The sequence below is a fragment of the Vibrio hyugaensis genome (assembly GCF_002906655.1).
In the GTDB taxonomy this organism is placed as follows: Bacteria; Pseudomonadota; Gammaproteobacteria; order Enterobacterales; family Vibrionaceae; genus Vibrio; species Vibrio hyugaensis.
On the sequence record NZ_CP025794.1, the window covers coordinates 1,452,058 to 1,473,666 of the forward strand.

At 46.2% G+C, this 21,609-nt stretch carries 18 protein-coding genes; 8 read left to right on the plus strand and 10 right to left on the minus strand.

Translation table 11 applies throughout. The annotated features are described in order from the left end of the window. Positions 1 to 158: 158 nt before the first annotated feature. Genes metN through C1S74_RS07365 form a run of 3 tightly spaced genes read left to right on the plus strand, consistent with a single transcriptional unit; the run spans position 159 to position 2,702 of the window. Positions 159 to 1,193, plus strand: a complete 1,035-nt coding sequence (gene metN, locus C1S74_RS07355) for a methionine ABC transporter ATP-binding protein MetN (RefSeq protein WP_038865399.1) — start codon at positions 159 to 161, stop codon at positions 1,191 to 1,193. After that, complete coding sequence (locus tag C1S74_RS07360) at positions 1,183 to 1,860, plus strand: methionine ABC transporter permease (RefSeq protein ID WP_038865400.1); 678 nt, start codon at positions 1,183 to 1,185, stop codon at positions 1,858 to 1,860. The genes metN and C1S74_RS07360 overlap by 11 nt, the downstream gene beginning before the upstream one ends. Positions 1,861 to 1,892: 32 nt before the next feature. Beyond that, positions 1,893 to 2,702 (plus strand): MetQ/NlpA family lipoprotein, encoded by an 810-nt coding sequence (locus tag C1S74_RS07365; protein WP_042603908.1) that lies wholly within the window; start codon positions 1,893 to 1,895, stop codon positions 2,700 to 2,702. 85 nt (positions 2,703 to 2,787) lie between these two features. Here the strand turns inward: C1S74_RS07365 and C1S74_RS07370 are convergent, their stop codons facing one another. The 4 genes from C1S74_RS07370 to syd form a co-directional block, all read right to left on the minus strand. Further along, positions 2,788 to 3,978, minus strand: a complete 1,191-nt coding sequence (locus tag C1S74_RS07370; protein ID WP_045400190.1) for a YibE/F family protein — start codon at positions 3,976 to 3,978, stop codon at positions 2,788 to 2,790. Between the two features lie 91 nt (positions 3,979 to 4,069). After that, complete coding sequence (locus C1S74_RS07375; protein WP_045400187.1) at positions 4,070 to 6,265, minus strand: bifunctional metallophosphatase/5'-nucleotidase; 2,196 nt, start codon at positions 6,263 to 6,265, stop codon at positions 4,070 to 4,072. Positions 6,266 to 6,583: 318 nt separating this feature from the next. Continuing rightward, complete coding sequence (locus tag C1S74_RS07380) at positions 6,584 to 7,360, minus strand: Zn-ribbon-containing protein (protein ID WP_005440128.1); 777 nt, start codon at positions 7,358 to 7,360, stop codon at positions 6,584 to 6,586. A 2-nt stretch (positions 7,361 to 7,362) separates the two neighbouring features. Beyond that, positions 7,363 to 7,908 carry a SecY-interacting protein gene (syd, locus tag C1S74_RS07385; RefSeq protein ID WP_005440129.1) on the minus strand — a complete coding sequence of 182 codons (546 nt, stop codon included), beginning with the start codon at positions 7,906 to 7,908 and terminating at the stop codon, positions 7,363 to 7,365. 107 nt (positions 7,909 to 8,015) lie between these two features. On the opposite strand from syd, the gene queF reads away from it, so the two are divergent. The 5 genes from queF (at position 8,016) to xni (ending at position 15,404) form a co-directional block, all read left to right on the plus strand. Then, entirely contained in the window at positions 8,016 to 8,861 is an 846-nt protein-coding gene (gene queF, locus C1S74_RS07390) for an NADPH-dependent 7-cyano-7-deazaguanine reductase QueF (protein ID WP_045400184.1), read from the plus strand. A 160-nt stretch (positions 8,862 to 9,021) separates the two neighbouring features. Further along, positions 9,022 to 11,304 carry a tetratricopeptide repeat protein gene (locus C1S74_RS07395; protein ID WP_045400182.1) on the plus strand — a complete coding sequence of 761 codons (2,283 nt, stop codon included), beginning with the start codon at positions 9,022 to 9,024 and terminating at the stop codon, positions 11,302 to 11,304. A 98-nt stretch (positions 11,305 to 11,402) separates the two neighbouring features. Then, positions 11,403 to 12,968, plus strand: coding sequence for a GGDEF domain-containing protein (locus C1S74_RS07400; protein ID WP_045400180.1), 1,566 nt, complete (start codon positions 11,403 to 11,405; stop codon positions 12,966 to 12,968). Between the two features lie 218 nt (positions 12,969 to 13,186). Next, positions 13,187 to 14,563 (plus strand): nucleotide 5'-monophosphate nucleosidase PpnN, encoded by a 1,377-nt coding sequence (gene ppnN, locus C1S74_RS07405; protein WP_038865411.1) that lies wholly within the window; start codon positions 13,187 to 13,189, stop codon positions 14,561 to 14,563. A gap of 58 nt (positions 14,564 to 14,621) precedes the next feature. Further along, on the plus strand, positions 14,622 to 15,404 hold the full coding sequence (gene xni / locus C1S74_RS07410; protein WP_038865412.1) for a flap endonuclease Xni: 783 nt from the start codon (positions 14,622 to 14,624) through the stop codon (positions 15,402 to 15,404). A gap of 78 nt (positions 15,405 to 15,482) precedes the next feature. Here the strand turns inward: xni and rlmM are convergent, their stop codons facing one another. The 6 genes from rlmM to C1S74_RS07440 form a co-directional block, all read right to left on the minus strand. Further along, complete coding sequence (gene rlmM, locus C1S74_RS07415) at positions 15,483 to 16,574, minus strand: 23S rRNA (cytidine(2498)-2'-O)-methyltransferase RlmM (RefSeq protein WP_038865414.1); 1,092 nt, start codon at positions 16,572 to 16,574, stop codon at positions 15,483 to 15,485. Further along, positions 16,571 to 16,969, minus strand: coding sequence for a DUF423 domain-containing protein (locus C1S74_RS07420; RefSeq protein WP_038865415.1), 399 nt, complete (start codon positions 16,967 to 16,969; stop codon positions 16,571 to 16,573). Before C1S74_RS07420 ends, rlmM begins: the two co-directional genes overlap by 4 nt. Continuing rightward, positions 16,959 to 17,582: an alpha/beta family hydrolase gene (locus C1S74_RS07425; protein ID WP_042603912.1), complete on the minus strand. Its 624-nt coding sequence runs from the start codon at positions 17,580 to 17,582 to the stop codon at positions 16,959 to 16,961. The genes C1S74_RS07420 and C1S74_RS07425 overlap by 11 nt, the downstream gene beginning before the upstream one ends. After that, positions 17,563 to 18,483 (minus strand): transcriptional regulator GcvA, encoded by a 921-nt coding sequence (locus C1S74_RS07430; RefSeq protein WP_005447583.1) that lies wholly within the window; start codon positions 18,481 to 18,483, stop codon positions 17,563 to 17,565. Before C1S74_RS07430 ends, C1S74_RS07425 begins: the two co-directional genes overlap by 20 nt. 521 nt (positions 18,484 to 19,004) lie before the next feature. Further along, complete coding sequence (thiI, locus tag C1S74_RS07435; RefSeq protein WP_038865418.1) at positions 19,005 to 20,453, minus strand: tRNA uracil 4-sulfurtransferase ThiI; 1,449 nt, start codon at positions 20,451 to 20,453, stop codon at positions 19,005 to 19,007. A 197-nt stretch (positions 20,454 to 20,650) separates the two neighbouring features. Then, positions 20,651 to 21,595: a flagellar motor protein MotB gene (locus tag C1S74_RS07440; RefSeq protein WP_005440148.1), complete on the minus strand. Its 945-nt coding sequence runs from the start codon at positions 21,593 to 21,595 to the stop codon at positions 20,651 to 20,653. Positions 21,596 to 21,609: the final 14 nt, after the last annotated feature.

Sequence of the window (21,609 nt, forward strand, 5' to 3'; positions counted from 1 at the left end):
TATCCATAATTTTAGACGTCTAGACGTAAAAATATCTATTGACTTACTACTGCTTAACCCATAGCATCAACTGAGAATTGAGATAGAGTTCAAAATTTACTCCTGTTAAAAGCCGTTTTTAACAGCGAAGTTCCCAGTATCTCTGTGCAGGTTGAAACATGATAGAAATTAAAAACGTCAATAAAGTGTTCTACCAAGGCAGTAAGGAAATTCTTGCCCTTAAGGACATTAACTTAAATATCGCGAAGGGCACCATCTTTGGTGTAATCGGCTCATCAGGTGCGGGTAAAAGTACTCTGATCCGTTGCGTGAATATGCTGGAAGCCCCAACATCAGGCTCCATCATTGTTGATGGCGTAGACCTGACCAAACTCAACAAGAAACAACTGGGAGAAACCCGCCGCAACATCGGGATGATCTTCCAACACTTTAACCTGCTATCGTCTCGCACCGTTTTTGATAATGTCGCACTCCCTCTTGAGCTAGCAGGCAAAGACAAATCGCAAATCACAACAAAAGTGACTGAGTTGCTTAAACTTGTTGGCCTTTCTGACAAGCACGAAAGCTACCCAGCAAACCTAAGTGGCGGTCAAAAGCAGCGTGTGGCGATTGCACGTGCTCTGTCTTCTGATCCAAGTGTTTTGTTGTGTGACGAAGCGACCAGCGCACTCGACCCTGCAACGACGCAGTCAATCCTAGAACTTCTAAAAGAAATCAACCGCAAACTGGATATCACGATTCTGCTTATCACTCACGAAATGGAAGTGGTTAAGAGCATCTGTCACGAAGTGGCGATCATTGGTGATGGTGAACTTGTGGAAAAAGGCACCGTGGGTGAAATCTTCGCTCATCCGAAGACAGCTCTAGCACACGAGTTCATTCGCTCTACTTTGGATCTTTCTATTCCAGAAGATTACCAAGCTCGCTTACAAACTACGCGCGTAGAAAACAGCTACCCGTTGGTTCGCCTAGAATTTACTGGTGCAACCGTGGATGCCCCTCTGATGACGCAAATAGCTCGTAAGTACAACATCGACGTGAGCATCCTAAGTTCCGATCTGGACTACGCTGGCGGCGTGAAGTTCGGCATGATGGTCGCAGAACTGTTTGGTAGCGAAGAAGATGATAACGCAGCAATTGAATTCCTGCGTGAGCACAACGTGAAAGTAGAGGTACTTGGCTATGTCCTTTAATACGATTTCTGAATGGCTGAGCTTAAACAGCAACCTACTTTTGGGCGCAACGTGGGAAACCTTTTACATGGTGGCAGTTGCTGGCATCGTTGGTTTCGCGGTTGGCATCCCTCTTGGTGTGATTCTGCACACCACTAAAAAAGGTGGCTTGCTTGAAAACACCAAGCTAAATGGCGTTCTTGGTGCGATAGTCAACATTGGCCGTTCAGTGCCTTTCCTAGTATTGATGGTTGCGATTATTCCAGTAACCAAGCTGCTTGTCGGTACGTTTATTGGTACAACGGCAGCGATTGTTCCACTCACTATTGGTGCAATCCCATTTGTGGCACGTCTGATCGAGGGTGCTTTACTGGAAGTGCCGACAGGCCTAGTGGAAGCAGCTCAGTCTATGGGCGCAACCCCAACTCAAATCATCACAAAAGTTCTGCTTCCTGAAGCAATGCCGACTATTGTTAACTCAGTGACCATTACCCTAGTAACACTAGTAAGCTATTCAGCAATGGCGGGGACGGTAGGCGGCGGCGGTCTTGGTGACGTAGCCATCCGTTATGGCTTCCACCGTTATGATGTCGTTATCATGGCCGTGACTGTCGTGATGCTGATTGTGCTAGTACAAATTATTCAGTCTATCGGTGATGCAATCGTACGCCGTGTAGACCACAGATAAGAATTGAAAATACCAATTATAAGGAGATAAAGATGAAATTTAGCCTTAAGAGTCTTTTGACTGTAGCCACTGCCGCTTCTGCACTTGTTCTAGCAGGTTGTGGTGATAAAGAAGTTGACGCAAACAAAGTAAAAGTTGGCGTAATGGCGGGTGCAGAGGCTCAAGTTGCTGAAGTAGCAGCAAAAGTTGCGAAAGAGAAATACAACTTGGATGTTGAGTTGGTGACGTTCACTGATTACGTTACACCAAACGCTGCGCTAGATGATGGCTCAATCGACGCAAACGCGTTCCAACACAAGCCATACCTAGACCAGCAAGTAACTGACCGTGGCTACAAGCTAGTAACGGCTGGTAACTCTTTCGTATACCCAATTGCGGGTTACTCTAAGCAAGTTAAATCGGTTGATGAGATCGAAGATGGCGCTCGTATCGCGGTACCAAACGATCCAACAAACCTTGGTCGTTCTCTTCTACTTCTTGAGCAACAAGGTCTGATCGAACTGCGTGATGGCGTTGGTCTACAAGCAACAGTACGTGACATCGTTGGTAACCCGAAAAACATCACTATCGTGGAGCTAGATGCAGCACAACTTCCACGTTCTCTTGATGACGTAGCGGTTTCTATCATCAACACGACTTACGCAAGCTCAATCGACCTAACACCTGAGCGTGACGGTATCTTCGTAGAAGACAAAGAGTCTCCATACGTAAACCTAATCGTTGCTCGTGAAGACAACGTGCAAGCAGCTAACGTACAAAACTTCGTTAAGGCATACCAAACAGATGAAGTTTACGAAGCAGCGAAAGACATCTTCAAAGGTGGCGTAGTTAAAGGTTGGTAATCCACTCTTTCTACAACACTTGAAACTTAAAAAGGGCGCTCATCGGAGCGCCCTTTTTGCATCTGTTTTGATTACTGCTTTACCGCTAGAACATCTGAACTTCGTTTTTCTCAACGTCCTTTTGCATCTGTTCTGGCTGCGTATCCACTTGAGGATGTTTAAACACATAAGGTGCTAAAAACGCAGTAAAAGGGATAGTAAGCACAATGCCCACACTGCCCGCTAACGCATTCACCACTGCAAGTCCCACCAGCGGCATATTCATAAATTGGCTCGCTGGCATGTTAAGCCCCCACACCATCATGATGGTCGTCAATGAGCCGCCAGCAAAAGCCAAGATCAAGGTGTTAGTCATGGTTCCCATGATGTCTCGACCAATGTTCATCGATGCTCTAACCAACTGCTTTGGTTTGAGTTTCGGATCAGTTTGTTGCAGCTCCGCGTACGCCGATGCAATCGAAATCGCAACGTCCATAACAGCGCCAAGCGCAGCAACGACAATCGTCACGAACATCAACCAGCGAATGCCCATCTTCACCGACGTTAGATAAATAACGTCTTCGCCTTTGTCGAGGTAAATGCCCGACAAGTGCGCCATTTCACCAAACCACTGCGCCATTACACCTGCGGCGATCACGCCCAATAACGTGCCGCCCATGGCACATAAACTCTTACGGTTATAGCCAGAGACGAGAATAAAGCTGACCACGATGATCACCACCATCAATAAGATGCTGACCAACATCGGATTCCAACCCGCAAAAATACTCGGCACCAACACGCCAACGATCAATGCAGCAGTGAAATAAAGAGCAACCATTGAGTTGATGCCCTCTTTCTTGCCAAAGCTCAGCAGCAGCGCGCAAAACAGCGCAAGCATCAGGTAAATCGCGTCTGACCGTTTGTGGTTATACGCCCAATAGACGGTGCCATTTGTGGTTTCACGGATCATCATGATGAAGGTATCGCCTTCACTGACATACACGTTGTGCTGGCGACTAAGAGGATTGGTGACTTCCACCTCTAAGCCTTCGCTCTCTCCCTCAAGGATTTTTGCCATGAAGACTTGTTTGCCTGTCATTACATCTGGCACGAGCGGATCTGGCGCAACATGGTTTGAAATCGAACGTGTGACGGTCGCTTCAACAAACTCTTGTTGCTGACGAGATTTAGGACGGAAATCTTCACTCCACGAAGAAGAAAACTGAAAGATAAGCGTGGAGATAATGGTAATCAGTAGGGTGAAACCCCATCGGTTATAGATTCTTTTGATCATGAAGCACTCTTCTACATCACTCACTTAAACAGGCTTTGCCTCTGGTGAGTAAAATTAGGCGCGGTAAAGATTACCGCGCCTACATGCAGGATTAATGAGTTGGGTTACAACCTGCGACTTTCTCATCAAGGATCGCCGCGTCTTTGTTAGGGTTAACAAAGTAGCTAGACGAATCATTGATGTTCACAGACTTAACAATCGCTGGGTATTTCGGGTTTTCCAAGTCAATCGAGACACAGATTTCCATGTTCTTCAATTGATCCCAAAGCGCTTTGCCTTCGCCCTCACGCAGTGTCGTGATATCACCACTTGGTAGGTATTGAGTGAATGACCAGTTACCAACGCTGCCACTGAAATCTGCCACGTTGATACCCTTGTTCTCTTCAACATACGCAGTCAGCATGTCGCGAATTGCATAAACTTGTTCATTCACTGAGTCATAGAACACGTCGTCTTTGCTCGCCCAACCAAACTTCTGGATTTGCGAACCAAAACGGTAGCTGTTCATCGCCACTTTGTAAGTCGCGTTTGGATCGAACTGCTCGCCACCAATACTGGTGATGTTTACGCGGCTACCTTCATTCGTCACCGTGTTGTTTTCATCCAACTCTAGAGACGGTTTACTTAAATCCACAGTGAACTCGATGTCACCATCGAATTGATCGTACAGGTAAGCTGGCGCGCCTTTCTTAAACGACACCGTAATGTCACCCGGTTGATACTGGTTGAAGTAAGAGTATGACCACTCAATGAAGCGTTTTAGGTTCGCACCTGTCATCTCAACGCCAAGCAAGGTGTTATCGTACTTGTACAAGTTGGTCGATTTACCTTTGGTGTACACTTCTCCATCGATAAGGTTAGATTGATCAGAGAACAGCGACGCAGCAGACACAACCGCGCCTTTACCTTCACCGACCGCATCTTCGATTGTCTGCATTTGGATTTGGTTAATCACGTCCATTAATGGCGTATCAACCACTTTCGCAAGGTGAATCGTCGAGTACAAACGCTCTGCCGTGTAGTTGTAATCCGTCGCAGTCGCTTCATCAGGGTAACCCGTTGCGCTTGGTGTGAAGTCACCCGTGACACGGCCAAGCTCGCGAGTGGCGTCTTCAACCGAGATATCGTGCACGTACTGGAATTTCGCTTGCAGCGCTTGCTCTTCTTCCACTTTCTTCGTGCCAATGTTGGTCAATGTGGTGTCTTCCATCGTCCACTTGCCATCGACTTTCTTCAATTGAATTTCAGCTTTCGCTAGGTAAGCACCCCACTTGCCTGGTTCAATGATTTTCACGCTTTGCGCGCGATTGTCTTGGTTGTATTCGCCAGACTTCGCTTTATCTTCAATCAGCGTATTTTCACCGCCAATTTCTGATGTGGATTTGCTGATTGGTGTAACAGTGCCGTCAGCATTCACTTGCTCGATGTAGTTCGCGTGTTCGTGACCCGCTAAGATGACATCGAATTTATCCGCCATTGCTGACGCGATTTCGTAAACACCCACACCACCGTCTTCTTGGCGACCAAGGTGAAGCGCACCAACAATCACATCTGGATTGTATTCAGACACCAGTTGGTCAACCGCTTCTTTGGTTGCATCCAATTCGTTCTCAAACTTCAAGCCTTTGAAGTGATCCGGCGCAGACGCTTCCCAGTTCGGCACGTTCGATGGCGTTAGACCAACGATCGCCACTTTCACACCTTCCACTTCAAACATTTGGAACGCACGAATGTAGTTCACATCGTTACTTTCCCATTTGATGTTTGAAGACAGTACCGCACCATTAAAATGATCGAGGTTGCGATCGACAAACGAACGCTCAAAGTTGAATTCATGGTTGCCTGGTACCCAAACGTCAAAGCCAAGAGAGTTCATGCTCTCAACCACTGGGTGAGTTGGATCATCGTTGAATAGCTGCGCGGAGTTGCCTTGAACCGTATCACCGATATCAATCAGGATCATGTTTGGATGTGCCGCTTTTTGGTCAGCAAGCAAAGTGGCTACACGAGTAATACCAGCGTCATCGTCTTCTGCGTTCAACGCGTAGTCAAAACCAAACAAGCGACCGTGAAGATCCGATGTTGCGGCGATAGCAATGGTTACTTCATCCACTTGTGTGGCTTCACCTTTCACAACCACATCAGGCGTGTTGGTTAGTGTTTTACCTTCTGCGACTACAGGGCTGTAATCCGACGGTACTTCTACGTACTTGGTGTCATCGTCGTTACAACCAGCCATTAAGCCGACAACAGCAATGCAGACTAGGCTTCGTTTAAATAAAGTCATCTCAATTCCTTCCAGATTATTTTTATATATATATTTTCGGAAGGGGCCCTCTTCCCAAAACCTTAAAAAGGATATGGATATTATTTGAAATTTTTGAGAAGCAAACGTTTCAATGCTTATAAACCATGCAACCAAGTTACATTTTTCTTTGAATATGAACAAAGATCACAATCAAGGGGATGAGAGGAATGGTCAGTGAAAATGCTTTTTGAATCAATATATTGACAAAATCAATAATAGATAATTTTACTGATCAGGTTTGATTCATTTATATCGATAGAAAAAAGCTGGCATAGACGCCAGCTTTAAAAAAATAGACTACTTGATGTGGTCCCAAGAGATGTTGGAGACAATTCGGCAATCGTCACACTTAAAGTAGAAAATGTCGTGCAGCGGTTCATCGAGTAACCACTCACCACCACACTTGGGACACTTGCGCGCTTTTTCAGCTTCAAGTGACTCACCACCAACTCGGTATTGGTAATAATACGTCGGGATCTTAGTGAGGTATTCAATACGACCTCGCAAATCCCATCCACGGCGGAACAACACACTGTCAGCATCGCAAATTTCGTGCAATGCTGCATGTTCTGCACGGCAGCCACCCGCCATTTGGATTTCATCACACGCTTGCCATTCGGTTTGCCATTTTACCACCGCTTTGTGGTCACCATTCAGTGTTGCCCCATTGCGGTAAAGTGGAATTGGCAACAGCGTCTCACCGCTGCGCAGTGGAGAACATGTATGGACATACGTTGTGTACAGCACTTGCCAGCTTGGTGTTTCTTCTTCCGCCGCTTCTTCTGAGTTCAAATCACGACCCAACATGCGCATTTTCGGCGCCAATAACGACGCTTCCGACAAGCGGTTCATGCATACTTTGACGAAATCAGAATGGTAACGAGGATGCAAACTGTCTTGCTCTGGGCAAACGACGCGAACATAAAACTCACCATCACCCATTACGATAGGAAATTCACGACCCAGAACTTGTCCGTTGTAACGCAGTGCGTCCATCAGACCATTAATCGCTTTATCTACGGCGCTTACGGTGGTGTTATCAAAACACTCAAACTGCAACTCAACAACGTACATGCTTACACCGCTGCCTCAAGTTTGCTTAGAAACTCAGTCAGTGTCTCGGCTAACACATCACGCTTATCCGAACCTAGGCGTTCAAGAATCACATTACCAGTTAGGTTACAGATTGAAATCACATCCAGCTCAGCATCGGTCGCTGCAATAAATACCGTCGGCTTTAGTTTTAGACGACGCTGAGTCACAAGGTGACCAAGAATGTTCTCTTGCAGACGAGTAAAGTCATCGTCACTCCAAACTTGCAGCAGTGTCAGTTCATTGCCTTGCCAAGTCGCGTCCATATCAGCGCTGTATTGCGAACCATAGAAAAGCTTAATGTCTTCATGCAACGTCAATTCAATTGCATTCTCAACGTTGGTGAAGTCTGCCATCTCTTCACGTGGAACCGATTTCCACAAAACGACCTCATCGCGTTTCTCTTCTACACATGGAGAAACAAGATCAGCAAGCTCTTCACTGCGTGGCAGTTCGTTGTGTTTGTCTTGCCAAGCTTGTTGGTAGCGCAGGCTAAAGTCCTGTAGAGCCTGAGGAACGGTTTGGGTCATGAAGGTCTCCTGGTTTGTTTTTATCAGGTTGCGGTATCTGCCGGATGGCAATTAATCAGCGGATTCAGTAAAATTCTCGCCATTCTAATCGAAAATGACCACAAAGTATGAGCAAATATTCTGACGCTAAAGAGCTTGCTGGCCTGACTCTGGGTAAAAAGACCGAGTACGCAAACCAATACGACGCGAGCTTGCTGCAACCTGTTCCTCGCAGCTTAAACCGTGACGACCTTGAACTTGGCGACAGCCTACCGTTTATGGGCCACGACATTTGGACGCTGTACGAGCTATCTTGGCTAAACAGCAAAGGCTTGCCTCAAGTTGCGGTTGGCGAAGTGTACATCCCAGCAACCAGCGCAAACTTGATTGAGTCAAAGTCGTTCAAACTGTACTTAAACAGTTATAACCAAACGCGTTTTGCCACGTGGGAAGAAGTAACGGAGCGTCTGAAACAAGATTTGTCAGCATGCGCAGGTGAGCAAGTACTTGTGGAAGTAAACCCAGTAACTCATTACACCAACCAACCTATCGTGACGATGGAAGGAGAGTGTATTGACGCTCAAGATATCGAAATCACCAGCTACGATTTTGACGCTGCACTGCTTGAAGGTGCTGCTGGTGATGAGCAAGTAGAAGAAATTCTTCACAGCCATCTACTAAAATCTAACTGTTTGATCACCAACCAGCCAGACTGGGGCAGTGTTGAGATTCGTTATCAAGGCGCTAAGCTTGATCGTGAGAAGCTGCTTCGTTACTTGGTGTCATTCCGTGAACACAACGAGTTCCACGAGCAATGTGTTGAGCGCATTTTCACTGACTTGATGAAGTACTGCCAGCCAACGAAACTGACAGTATTTGCTCGTTACACACGCCGTGGCGGTTTGGATATCAACCCATACCGCTCGACGGAACAAGACAAGCCAGCACACAACAACCGCATGGCACGTCAGTAATCTAAGTAGATAATCAAAAGCGTTTGAGTTCCGCACTCAAACACCGATGACTTAAATACTCAAAAACGCTCAGCTATCTGTTGGATTGCTGGGCGTTTTTCTCTACTATTGCTTATTCAAAAGCACGTACATTACGACACAGTTCGAGGGAACGAAAAGGATGTTTTGGGACAGTTCGCGTCTAATTAGGCTGATTGGCTTTCTTTGCTTATTACTAGCACAGCCACTTCACGCGACCATTTTATCTTCCGCTTTACTTAATGAAGCTCAGCAACTTGCTGAGATTGAGCCTTCACAAGCCAAACAAGCGGCCAAAAACTACCTATTACAACGCGAGCTGACAGAGCGTCAAGAGAACGGAAGCCCGTCTGCTATGTCTCGTGAAGAGACCGATCGCAGTATCCGCACGCCAAGCAGTACCATCGAAGCACACAAGATTATTGCCCAAGCCGATTACACCATGGGGAACATTCGTTCTGCGATCAATAACCTTGATGAAGCCGAACGTCTTGCCAAAGAATACCAATTGCCATACATGAATCTGGACGTGCAGCTAATGCGCAACCAAATGATTTGGATGTATGACAAAAACTACGCAGCCGCAGAAGAAAAACTCGATCAAATCGAAAAACAGATTGAAGACGCCAACCCAGTATTGCAACGCACCGACAGCGTGCATTATCGCTTGGTGATGCAACGCGCGTTACTGGCAGCAAACAGTGGTGATAGCGTTAACGCCGACCGTTTATACGCACAAGCTAAAACCATGCTGAAAGATAACCGCTCGGACCTGATTTTAATTGATTACCACACCGCCGTCGGCGAATTTTATCTCAATGATAAAAAGTACAACCTCGCCCTTTCTGAACTGCTGTACGGCTATTGGCAGTCAATCGAGAGCGACAGCGGTGCACGCTTAGCAAAAGTAAATCGTTTATTGGCGCGCCTGTTTCAAGAACGCCGCGTGTATGACAAAGCGATCGAGTACCTCTCTCAAGCCGCAGACTTTTACGATAGCTACCCAAGCTCGCCTATTCTGGCCGATGTGCTAGAGCAAATGGGTGACATCTATTTCTACCAAGGCAAATTTAATCTGGCTTTGGTGCACTACTTCAACGTACTGGACCATGACAGCTCAAGTAAGAATATCAACCGCATTATCAAGATCCGTTTGAGCTTAGCGGCAACCTATCTCCAGCTTTATAACTACGCATTAGCAGAGCAGTACCTTGACCGCTCTATGGATTTGCTTGCATACGCAGACCTACCACAACTAGAAGCGAAAGCGGCATTACTGCAATCGGGATTGGCTTACCACCAAAATGAAAGTAAAAATGTCATAAATAATGCGAAAAAAGCACTCGACCTGATCGAGAAGGCACCGGACGATACAGGCTTTATCAAACAGCAGTCTTACCGCCTACTGGGCTTGGGGTATGAGCAAGCAGGCGAATACCAACTGTCGTTACAAGCCTACAAAAAGTACACCAGTCTTGTGCGATTAGAGCAAAAGCAACTTAACCAAATCAGTGAGGATGCCTTTCGCCAGCAAAAAGAGTTTGCCGAACAAAGCATTCATTATGTCGGCCAAGCGGACAAGCTTGCACAAGTTGAGATGGAACATCGCAAGTTCCAAAAGATTTCATTCGCCCTGTTCATTACTGTGCTAGTGATGTTCTTATTCATCATGCGTCGTGGTGTGATCATGCAGCGTCAAACATCACAAATCGACAAGCTACGTAATGATCTCTTCACCCACTCGCGTTCGCGTCTACGTAACTTACGCATGTTGAACGTGAAACTGTCGCGTTCGTTGAAGAAATCGAGCGATACGTTTGAACAATGGCAAATGGGCGAACTGATCCACGAGCCACTCAACGACCGCTTACGCTTTGTGATGATCGACTTACCATTCTTACGAAGTATGTACGTACAACACGGCTACAAAGCTGGCTTGGAACTAGAGCGGGCTTTTGGTGAGTTCTTAGCAGAACGTATCCAGAAACCAACACGTTTGTACCACTTCTCAGATGCGAACTTACTGTACATCGAACCCAATGCTGATCGCGATGCTTCTGCGGAAGCCACATTCAACAAATTCCAAAGTTGGGTGGATGAGTTTGCGGCCAAACACCATGTGAATCGCACGATTCGTATGGGTATCAGTGACTACCCATTCTTGCCACGTGCCTACACCGCCATTAATGATGAAGAACTGCTCGACTTATTATTGCTCGCTACGCACATTGCCCGTGAGGTCAGCTTAAAAGATAAACACAGCCATTGGGTGTTCTTGAAGGCGATTGATAACGCGCCCGCCGCAAGCTTTGCAACCGGTAACATAAGAACCGCTTGCCAACATGCCATCAACCAAGGGCTAATAAAGATTCATTCTTCGTACAAGAATGAGGACGACATCAAAAAAATATTAAAAAACGGATAATTAACCAACGGTTGAGCATAATCAGTGATGACGCTATAAAGTTTTTTGTTATTATCAAATAATCGTCAGTAGTACATGGACTTAACCGTAGTCACTTCATGGGAATCTTGGAATCCGATATTCAGTCGCAGCTTCATCAGCTGAGTTGTCAACTTGACCAACTCAGGCTGACTCATCGTGATACTTCGCTCAAATTTAAACGTGAGCAGCAAGTTCTGAAGCGAGTTGTGGCATCATTGTCTTCTGCTTGTCAGGGTTCAAACTCTCAAGTAACCAACTACCTGCTCGAAATTCAGCAAGAACTCGAACATCAAAAAGATGTCAGCGCGCTGATCCCTCGTTTAGCAGTGCTAGAAAGAATGCTCAAACAGCAGTCTAAGGCGATGGAAAAACAAAACGGCTATCTCGACGAACAAATCAAACACAGTGGTGAGACGCTTCAGCGCATCACAGGTTTGCCTGCGCAGCTAAAACGCGAACTGCGAAATCTCATGAGCTTTTCTGAAGTTCATGCCGGTAAAAAAGTTGACCGAGCAACCAAGCTACTGAGCATTTATGAGCGTGCGCTCAAGATCATCACATCCAACTCACGCCTTAACCTTGGCGAGCTAGAAAACGGGCCAGATAAATCACAACTGGAATGTTTAGCCAGCGACCTCCAGCACACGATTACCGAGCTCGACTTTGAAGGCGAATCGGGTGATCAATTGTTGGATATCCGTGCCAAACTGCTTTTGGGTGTGAACGCTGAGTCACTGATTGAGCTGACGTTAAATACGCTTAAACTGGTCGTCGAAGCCACTAAGTACGAGCGTAAATCATCAGAACAGTTCCTAGAGCAACTCAATACTTCGCTTTCAAGCAATCTGAAAACCGTTCATCAGAACGTCGATCAGCATCAAACCTACTTCGAACATCGCCAAGAATTGAATTCAGAGATGACTACCTTGGTGGAACGCAGCCAAGATTCGCTCGAACAGGCGCAAGATTTGAATGAGTTGAAAGACGAAGTTGCTCCGTTACTTGAAAAAATGGCATCGCTCACAGAGCGCTTAAAAATGACCGAGGAGCGCGAGCAAGCCCTTCAAGAACGTCTCAGCTACAGCAAAAACCAGCTTGAAGCCGTCTTTGAATCAACGCAAGATTATCGTCGTCGCTTAGAAGATCAAGCACAGCGCATGCTGCTAGACCCATTGACCAAGGTATATAACCGCGCGGCTTTTAATGATCGTTTAGAGTTAGAATATCGTCGTTGGATTCGCTCACAACAAAACCTTCGTGTTGTACTATTTGATGTCGATAACTTCAAAGCCGTTAACGACAGCTATGGCTACACTGCTGGCGACAAAGCATTGAAGATTATTGCTCGCACCATGAGCAAGCGCATCGCCGATACCGAAACCGTCGCTCGATTTGGCGGTGAAGAGTTCATCATGCTTATCCCTGAGCAATCGGAAGAATACACGCTTGAATTGATGAAGCACATTCAGCGTGATATCAGTAAGTTGCCATTCAAGTTCCGCGAACAAAACATCATGATTACGCTGACGGCGGTTTCCACTTCCTTCAAAGAAGCAGACAACCCTGAGTACGTCTTGGATCGTCTTGGTAACATGCTAAGAGATGCCAAGCAGCGTGGTAACAGTCAGGTGAACTGGAACTAAAAAACGTTCAAAAAACAACCAAACGAACGCTTTTTACGTGCTGTTTTGTCATATTGCCTCAAATTTTCAACGAGTTATCACGTTTCTCCCTTATCAGTCTGCTAAGCTGTTTAAACGCTATAAAACAAAGTCTGCCAACCACTGAGTAAAACGATACGTATAAACTGACAGGTGAGTTGGTTTCTTCCCTCAAAAGAATGCATTAGCAAGGAGGCCTTATGATTACCCATATAAGCCCCGCAGGTAGCATGGATTTGCTATCCCAACTGGAAGTTGAACGTCTTAAGAAAACCGCATCGAGTGAGTTATACCAACTCTATCGTAACTGCACGCTCGCGGTCCTCAACTCCGGCAGCCACACCGATAACTCAAAAGAGCTATTAGACAAATACCTTTCATTCGATGTGAACGTGGTTAGACGTGAGCGCGGCATCAAGCTTGAATTAGCGAATCCGCCTGAGCATGCATTTGTCGATGGCGAAATCATTAAAGGTATTCAAGAGCATCTATTCTCTGTTCTACGTGACATCGTGTACGTGAACATGCACTTGGCGGACAACCAACGCCTTAATCTCACCAATGCTACGCACATTACCAACCTTGTATTTGGCATTCTGCGCAATGCGGGCGCCCTAACTCCGGGCATCGAGCCAAATCTTGTCGTGTGTTGGGGTGGCCACTCAATCAATGCAACCGAATACCAATACACTCGCGAAGTAGGTAACGAGCTTGGACTTCGTGAGCTGAACATCTGTACAGGCTGTGGCCCTGGTGCAATGGAAGGACCAATGAAAGGGGCAGCGATTGGTCACGCCAAACAGCGTTACACTGAGCAGCGCTACCTTGGTTTGACAGAGCCTTCAATCATTGCTGCAGAGCCACCAAACCCTATCGTGAATGAACTGGTGATCATGCCAGACATCGAGAAGCGTCTCGAAGCCTTTGTACGTATGGCGCACGGCATAGTGATCTTCCCTGGTGGTCCGGGTACGGCAGAAGAGTTGCTGTACATCTTGGGCATCATGATGCACCCAGATAACGCCGACCAACCAATGCCAATCGTGCTAACGGGTCCAAAAGAAAGCGAAGCTTACTTCCGCTCAATCGATGCTTTCATTGCAGATACGCTGGGTGAAGAAGGCCAGAAACACTATCAAATCGTTATTGACGATCCGGCCGAAGTCGCTCGTATTATGAAGCGTTCGATGGAAGATGTTCGTCAACACCGCAAAGAAAAAGGCGATGCCTACAGCTTTAACTGGTCAATGAAGATCGAACCAGAATTCCAATTGCCTTTTGAGCCAACTCACGATGCGATGGCAAGCCTAGATTTGCACTTGAACCAACAACCACAGGTACTGGCTGCGAGCTTGCGTCAGGCTTTCTCTGGCATTGTTGCGGGTAACGTAAAAGCAGAAGGCATTCAAGAAATCGAACGTCATGGTCCATTTACCATCAACGGCGATCCCGTGCTAATGAAGAAGCTGGATAAGTTACTGAAAGACTTTGTTGAACAACACCGCATGAAACTACCAGGCGGAACGGCCTATGAACCATGTTACCGAATTGCCCATCAGGAAAATGGTGGTCGATAGATAACTCAGCTTTGGTTACACTAGGGGCATTACGCCCCTTTTTTATTGCTAAGTCATTATGTCTATTCATCTTGTTATTATTGATGCCCTAAACCTGATTCGTCGCGTGCACTCTGCACAACCCGATCCGACCGACATAGCAAGAACCATCACGACGACAGGACGAACGCTAACTCGCATCCTTTCTGAAGCTCAACCTACGCACATCATCGCGGTGTTTGATCATCATGAGCAAGATAGAGGCTGGCGCGCTGAAATTCTTCCGAACTACAAGCAAAATCGTAAGCCTATGCCAGAGCCGCTAATGCAGGGATTGGATGCCATCCAACAAGCTTGGTGGGAAGAAGGCATTGATTCACTATTGTCTGAAGGCGATGAGGCCGATGATTTAGTCGCAACACTGGCAACTAAAGTGGCGAGCCACGGCGAAAAGGTCACGATTGTCTCTACCGACAAAGGCTACTGCCAACTGCTCTCCCCGACTCTTCAGATCCGAGATTACTTCCAACACCGTTGGCTAGATGAACCGTTTATCGAAAAAGAGTTTGGCGTAAAACCATCTCAGCTTGCGGATTATTGGGGTTTGACAGGAATCAGCTCAAGCCAAGTTCCGGGCATTCCGGGTGTTGGCCCTAAAGCAGCCAAAGAGATCTTAACTCAATTCGAAGACATTGAAGCCGCTTACGCTAGCGAAGAACTGGTACCGAAATATCGTAAGAAGTTTGATGAACATATTGAGTCGGCACGCTTATGTAAACGCGTCGCAGCACTTAAATGCGATATTGAACTAGGTTTCAACCTACAAGACATTCGCTTTACCGGACCAAACAAAGCGGAATAGCAATCGACTTCAAACACTAAAAAAGCGCCTATTGCAGGCGCTTTTTTGCTTCTACTCTATCGCATATCAACGCGTAGATTAATGCGGAGAAATGTTCGATAGGCACTGAATGTGAATCGTGATTTCTTCACGGTCGTGGTACAGGTGCTTAGCTTGCAGCTTGAACTTCACCTTGTTCTCAATCAGGAACATTTTTAGGTTTTCCAGATCTTGCAGTACTTCGTCGTAGCGACCTTTCATTGGCAGTTTCAGGTTGAAGATGGCTTCTTTTGCCCAACCTTTCAGTAACCACTGTCCCATCAAGTGAGCAACGCGTGCTGGCTTCTCAATCATGTCACATACAATCCAAGTCACGTTCTTGCGGTCTGGTTCAAACTTAAAGCCATCCACCATGTGGTGCTTAATTTGTCCCGTTTCCATTAGACTGTCTGCCATCATGCCGTTATCGACACAGTGAACGAACATCGAACGCTTCACCAATTGGTAAGTCCAACCGCCTGGACACGCACCGAGATCTACGCCCCACATGCCTGGTGCTAAACGCTCATCCCACTCTTCGCGAGGAATAAACACGTGGAACGCTTCTTCTAGCTTCAAAGTAGAACGGCTTGGCGCATCTGCAGGGAACTTCAAACGAGGAATGCCCATGAAGAACTGAGAGTTGTTACCTGGGTAAGAGTAACCTACGTAACAATGACCAGGAGCCACAAAGCAAATATGCAACACAGGCTTCTTCGCATTGTCTTTGTTCCACATCAGACCTTTACCACGCATCGCTTGACGCATTGGTACCGTGAACTTACGGCAGAACTTCAATAGCTCTTTCGCTTCGTTGGTGTCTGGGGTTTCAATACGTAGATCACCACAACGTGGGAATTCTTCCATTTCAGACAGTTCAGCAAGAATTGGACTGATACGGTCTTCGCTTGGCAGAGCTTCAAATTCAGCAGCAACGGCAAACATTTGGCGAGCAAAAATCAATGCGCTGAAATCTAGACCTTTCGCTAGCTTATCTGCGTCTCCATCTTGGTAACACTCGAAGACAACATAACCTGAATTTTTCTTCACACGAGGGAAGCCATACACTTCAAGTTTTGTTGCTTTGTCCTGAATTTCACCAGCACACTCTTTCTCAAAGCCAGAACGGCAATAGAGCATTAGTTGTTTCACTTGGAGACCTCTTTGATATTAAACGCAGCAAAAAAGAACAAACACCAACCGATCATGAACAAGAATCCTCCCATCGGGGTGATTGGTCCAAACCACTTGATACCTGTCAGCGCCAGCGCGTAAAGACTGCCGCTAAAACAAAAGATGCCGATGATAAAGCAAATCGCCGCGATGAAAAAATACTTTTGTGCTTTTTGTCCCAAATTTAGTACGAGCAAAATGGCACAAAGCGCGATAGCCAAAGTATGGATGAATTGGTACAAAACACCGGTCTCAAACACACCGAGTAAATAAGGCGAGAGCGTTGCTTTTAAACCATGAGCAGCAAACGCTCCTAGCGCAACAGAAGTTAAACCAGAAAGTCCTGTAAAAGAAAGTAACCACTTACTTTTCATTGGATACCTCTTTAATAAATGTCGTTAATTGCTCTACCGTCAAGGCAATATTGCCTTCTTCCGTAAAGCCGGAACGTTTACGAGGCTTGAAGCCATGGTCGCCATCGGGCAAGAAACTCACCGTTACTTGGTCAGAAAGAGCAAAGCCATCGAATTCTTCTCGCTTGCCAAAGGTATCTCGCTCCCCTTGTAAAATAAGCGTCGGCTTATTGATCGTCGCGAGATGCTCACCTTTGTACTTTTCAGGTTTGCCTGGCGGATGGAACGGAAAGCCCAGACACGCAACGCCTGCTACTAGGTTATTGTCTGCAAGCAGGCTCGACATACGGCCACCCATCGATTTACCACCAATGACAATAGGCTGTGAGGTAAAGTGAGTGATCACTTCTTCATATGCTTCCAGTAACTTTGGCGCACGATCTGGCGGACGTTTTTTACCATCTTCTGCTCGCTTAACCATATAAGGGAAATTAAAACGCACCACACGAATACCTTGCTCAACTAATCCTTTGGCTACGGCAATCATGAAGTCATGCTCCATACCGGCACCTGCGCCGTGAGCAAAAATAAACAGTGGTCCGTTCTCAGGCCCTTCAGCTATCCAATGGCTCATCTAGTACTTCCTCTTGTTCTTTTCGTGCGGTCGCCAACATCCAATCCCTGAACGTCGCGATACGTCCCATATCCGCTTGTTGTTCGTGACACACCACGTAGAAGGCATTCTTAGAAACCAGCACCTCATCAAATGGTGCAATCAAGCGTCCCGCTTCCATTTCAGGTTTAGCGAGTACGTTGTTTCCTAGTGCAACACCTTGCCCATGCGCCGCCGCCTGCAACACCATGGTTGAGTGGCTGAAGATTGGACCATGGTTTACGTTGATACCTTCGATATTTTGTTGGCGAGCAAACTGCTTCCAATCTTTACGAGAAGTATCGTGTAACAAGGTGTGTAATTTAAGGTCACTTAGAGATTCTAATGGTTTGTTACCTAAAAGTAACGATGGTGAACAAAGTGGGATCAAAAACTCTTGGTAGAGTTTATCGGCACGCAAACCAGGCCAATTTCCACGACCATAATAGATAGCTACATCAACATCATCAGTCAGTGAACCTTCATCCATATCCACCGCTTTAATGCGCACATCAATGTCTGGTTCTTGCGCGTTAAAATCGGCTAAACGAGGCACTAGCCATTGGATGGCAAAACTCGGTGGCAAACTGATGGTTAACGCACCTTTTTCACTACGTTCCAATACCTTATCGGTCGCTTCAGCAATGGAAGTGAAGATATCTTTAATGTCTAAAAAGTAACTTTGCCCTTCTTCCGTCAGTAATAACGAACGATTACGACGACGGAAAAGTTTCAGCGATAAGAACTCTTCTAACGCTTTAATTTGATGACTCACTGCAGCTTGAGTAACAAACAACTCTTCAGCAGCACGGGTAAAACTAAGATGGCGAGCAGCCGCTTCAAAAACGCGAAGCGAATTTAACGGAGGCAATCTGCGAGACATTATGGGACCTCAAGTAGGATTAGTTTTTTTAATCTGAAACATTATAAAATGTCCGTTGCCGAACAGCCAGATAAATTCTATATTTCATCCCGCAACACGAGCCTGAACGGCTTGATTCTATTTGTGAATCAATTGGCTTCGTTGTTGCGATGTTGTGTTTGCAAACTCGTATTTCGAGTTCGGTAGAATTCTACCATGATGTTTTGTCCACACTCCCTGTGACAAAACATATACTTCCTGTATTTATTTTGACCTGTCTGTCAAATTTCTTGCACCGCCTAATTAGGCGGTGTTTTTTTATCTAAACCATCCACATTTCTTCTTTTAAAAAAAATTGGCATCAACGTCACTTTTCATCCTCATTTCGGATTATCTATCGTTATATCAATACAAATTTCGAAACGTGTGATTTAACGCAATACTACCACTTTAATACACTCCATTTTGCGCGCGCTAAAACGAAAAAAGCGCAAACTGATTTCTCAATTTGCGCTTTTGTGATCTTCTGTTTTACAACGATTCTATGGCCGGTAAACCTTCACGTTGTTGAAACCTTGCTCCTGCAAGTACAATGCCTGTAGACGGCTCATCACACCACGGTCACAATACAGAAGGTAAGTCTTAGATTGGTCTAAGTCTCCGAACTGAGTACCCAGCTTGTAGAATGGGATGTGCTTAACGTCCACACCATCGATTTCTAATGGGTTATCGTCTTCCTCTTCAGGGCTACGAATATCCAAAACGATAGCGTGCTCTTCTACAGCTTGAACCTGCTCTACTTCTGGTGCTGCTTGCTCAGACTCTTTTGCGATATCACGAATGTCCATCACGCGAGCTTCTTGCACAACTTGCTCAAGAATCGCAAAGTCAAACTTCTCTTCTTCCGCGTTCAGTCTGCCTTTTACCGCTTTCACTGTTGGCTTCTTAGAGATAACACCACAGTACTCAGGCATCGTCTTAGCGAAGTCTTCAGTACCGATGTCACGCGCTAGGTTGATGATGTCTTCTTTATCCCAGTTGATAAGCGGACGAAGAATCAGGGTGTCAGTGACATTATCGATATGACGCAGGTTAGTCAGTGTTTGGCTTGATACTTGGCCTAGAGCTTCACCCGTAACCAATGCTTCGATCTTGAACTTCTCTGCCACCATACCAGCGGCACGCATGAACATGCGCTTCAAGATCACGCCCATTTGGCCGTCGTCGACTTTTTCTAGGATTTCAGCAACTACTGGTTCGAAATCAACAGAGATGAAGCGAACTTTTGCAGAAGAACCGTACTTGTTCCATAGGTAATGAGAAACCTGCTTAACGCCGATTTCGTGTGCTGGACCACCTAGGTTAAAGAAACAGTAGTGAACTTTTGAACCACGCTTGATGTGCAGGTAACTTGAAACACCAGAGTCGAAACCACCAGAGATCAGGCTTAGTACGTCTTCTTGTGTACCTAGAGGGAAGCCGCCTAGGCCTTTGTGACGAGCCAACACTTGGTTTAGCTTGTCATTGGTTACTTCAACGTTAATCGTTACGTCTGGCTTGCTTAGCTTAACACGAGCACTTTCTACCGCTTGGTTAAGACCGCCACCTACGTAACGCTCTAGTTCAATAGAAGTAAAATCATGTTTACCACGGCGTTTAGCACGCACAACGAAAGTCTTACCTTCGATCAGTGAACCGCTTAACTCCAACACTTGCTCGTAAATATCGTGCAAGTCTTTGAACTCAGTTTGCTTCACCTCAAGAACGTGGTGGATACCAGGGGTATGAGTCAGGACTTCTAAAACTTCAGCGTGAAACTCGTCACTCTCAGAGGTCACTTCAATGTGATCACGACGGTTGAATACCGCGACAGATTCCGTACGGCTCTTAACGATGTTACGAATGTTGCACTCTAAAATCTTTGTGAAGCGCTTACGCACAGATTCACTTTTTACAAAAATTTCTGGATGGGGCTTTACAATAAATTTCATAGTCTAGTTCGCAGGTTAGTTTCGCAATCAACAATGAGTGATACTCCGCACTAGGTGTTCATACGTAAAAATATCGCGCATGTCACACTCAAACTTTTGAGCTCACTTTTAAAGGCGCAAGATTATACACCCAAGCGAAATGGAATGACAAAAAAAGCGAGCTTGACGCTCGCTTTAGTATAAGAATAAATACTCGGTTATTGAATTACCGGCACTTCTTCGCTGTAGAGTGGTTCACCTTGCATGATGCTGATTTCGACGCGGCGGTTAAGCGCTCGGTTCGCATCCGAATCATTTGGTGCCAATGGCTCAGTATCCGCCATACCACGCACGCGTAAGCGTTGATGCGAGAAGCCTCGTACTTTCTCCATTTCTTGGGCAACCGATACCGCTCGTTGCGACGACAGGTCCCAATTGGAGCGATACAGCTCAGAATCCAACGGTTGGTTATCCGTATGGCCAGAAACTCGTACGATGCCCGGTACATCTTTCACCAATTCCGCAATCTGACGCACCAGCGGTCTAAACTTCGGCTGGAGGAACGCAGAGCCTTCAGGGAATGCCCCTTTCTCTCGCATTCGAATCACGATCTGTTGGCCAAGGTTTTCGACCTCTATTGCCCCTTGCTCAATCTCACGCTCCAACGCTTTCTTGATACTTTCCATCAAGGTATCCATCTCTTGCGAGGTTTGCTCAGACTGCTGTTGTTGCATGTCTGATTCCGCCGATTGGTTATTTTGCGTTGACGTTTCTGGTGATTGACCACCAGTTAACTTCCCTTGGTCACGCTTAGTGCCACCAGCTCGGTCAGATTCCCCTTCATGAAACTCCAACGTCTGCTGAGTGATGTCCATGGTTTGTTGCATGATGACATCAATCGGTGTTGGCTCTGGGCGACCTGGTCTGAACTCTTGCGCAATAATGCTGGTACCTTTAGGTATGTCCTTAACCTCAAGTTGGTTCTGAACACCAAAAGCAAATTTCATAGAGCCAGCGATCTGTTTGAACTTCAGTACGTCCATTTCCGAGAACGAAAGCAACAATACGAAGAAACACATCAACAAGGACATCAAGTCAGCGAACGTCCCCATCCATTGGGGGAGGCCGGGTGGCGGACAATCACATTTGTTATCTTCATCCATTAGATGGCCTCCAG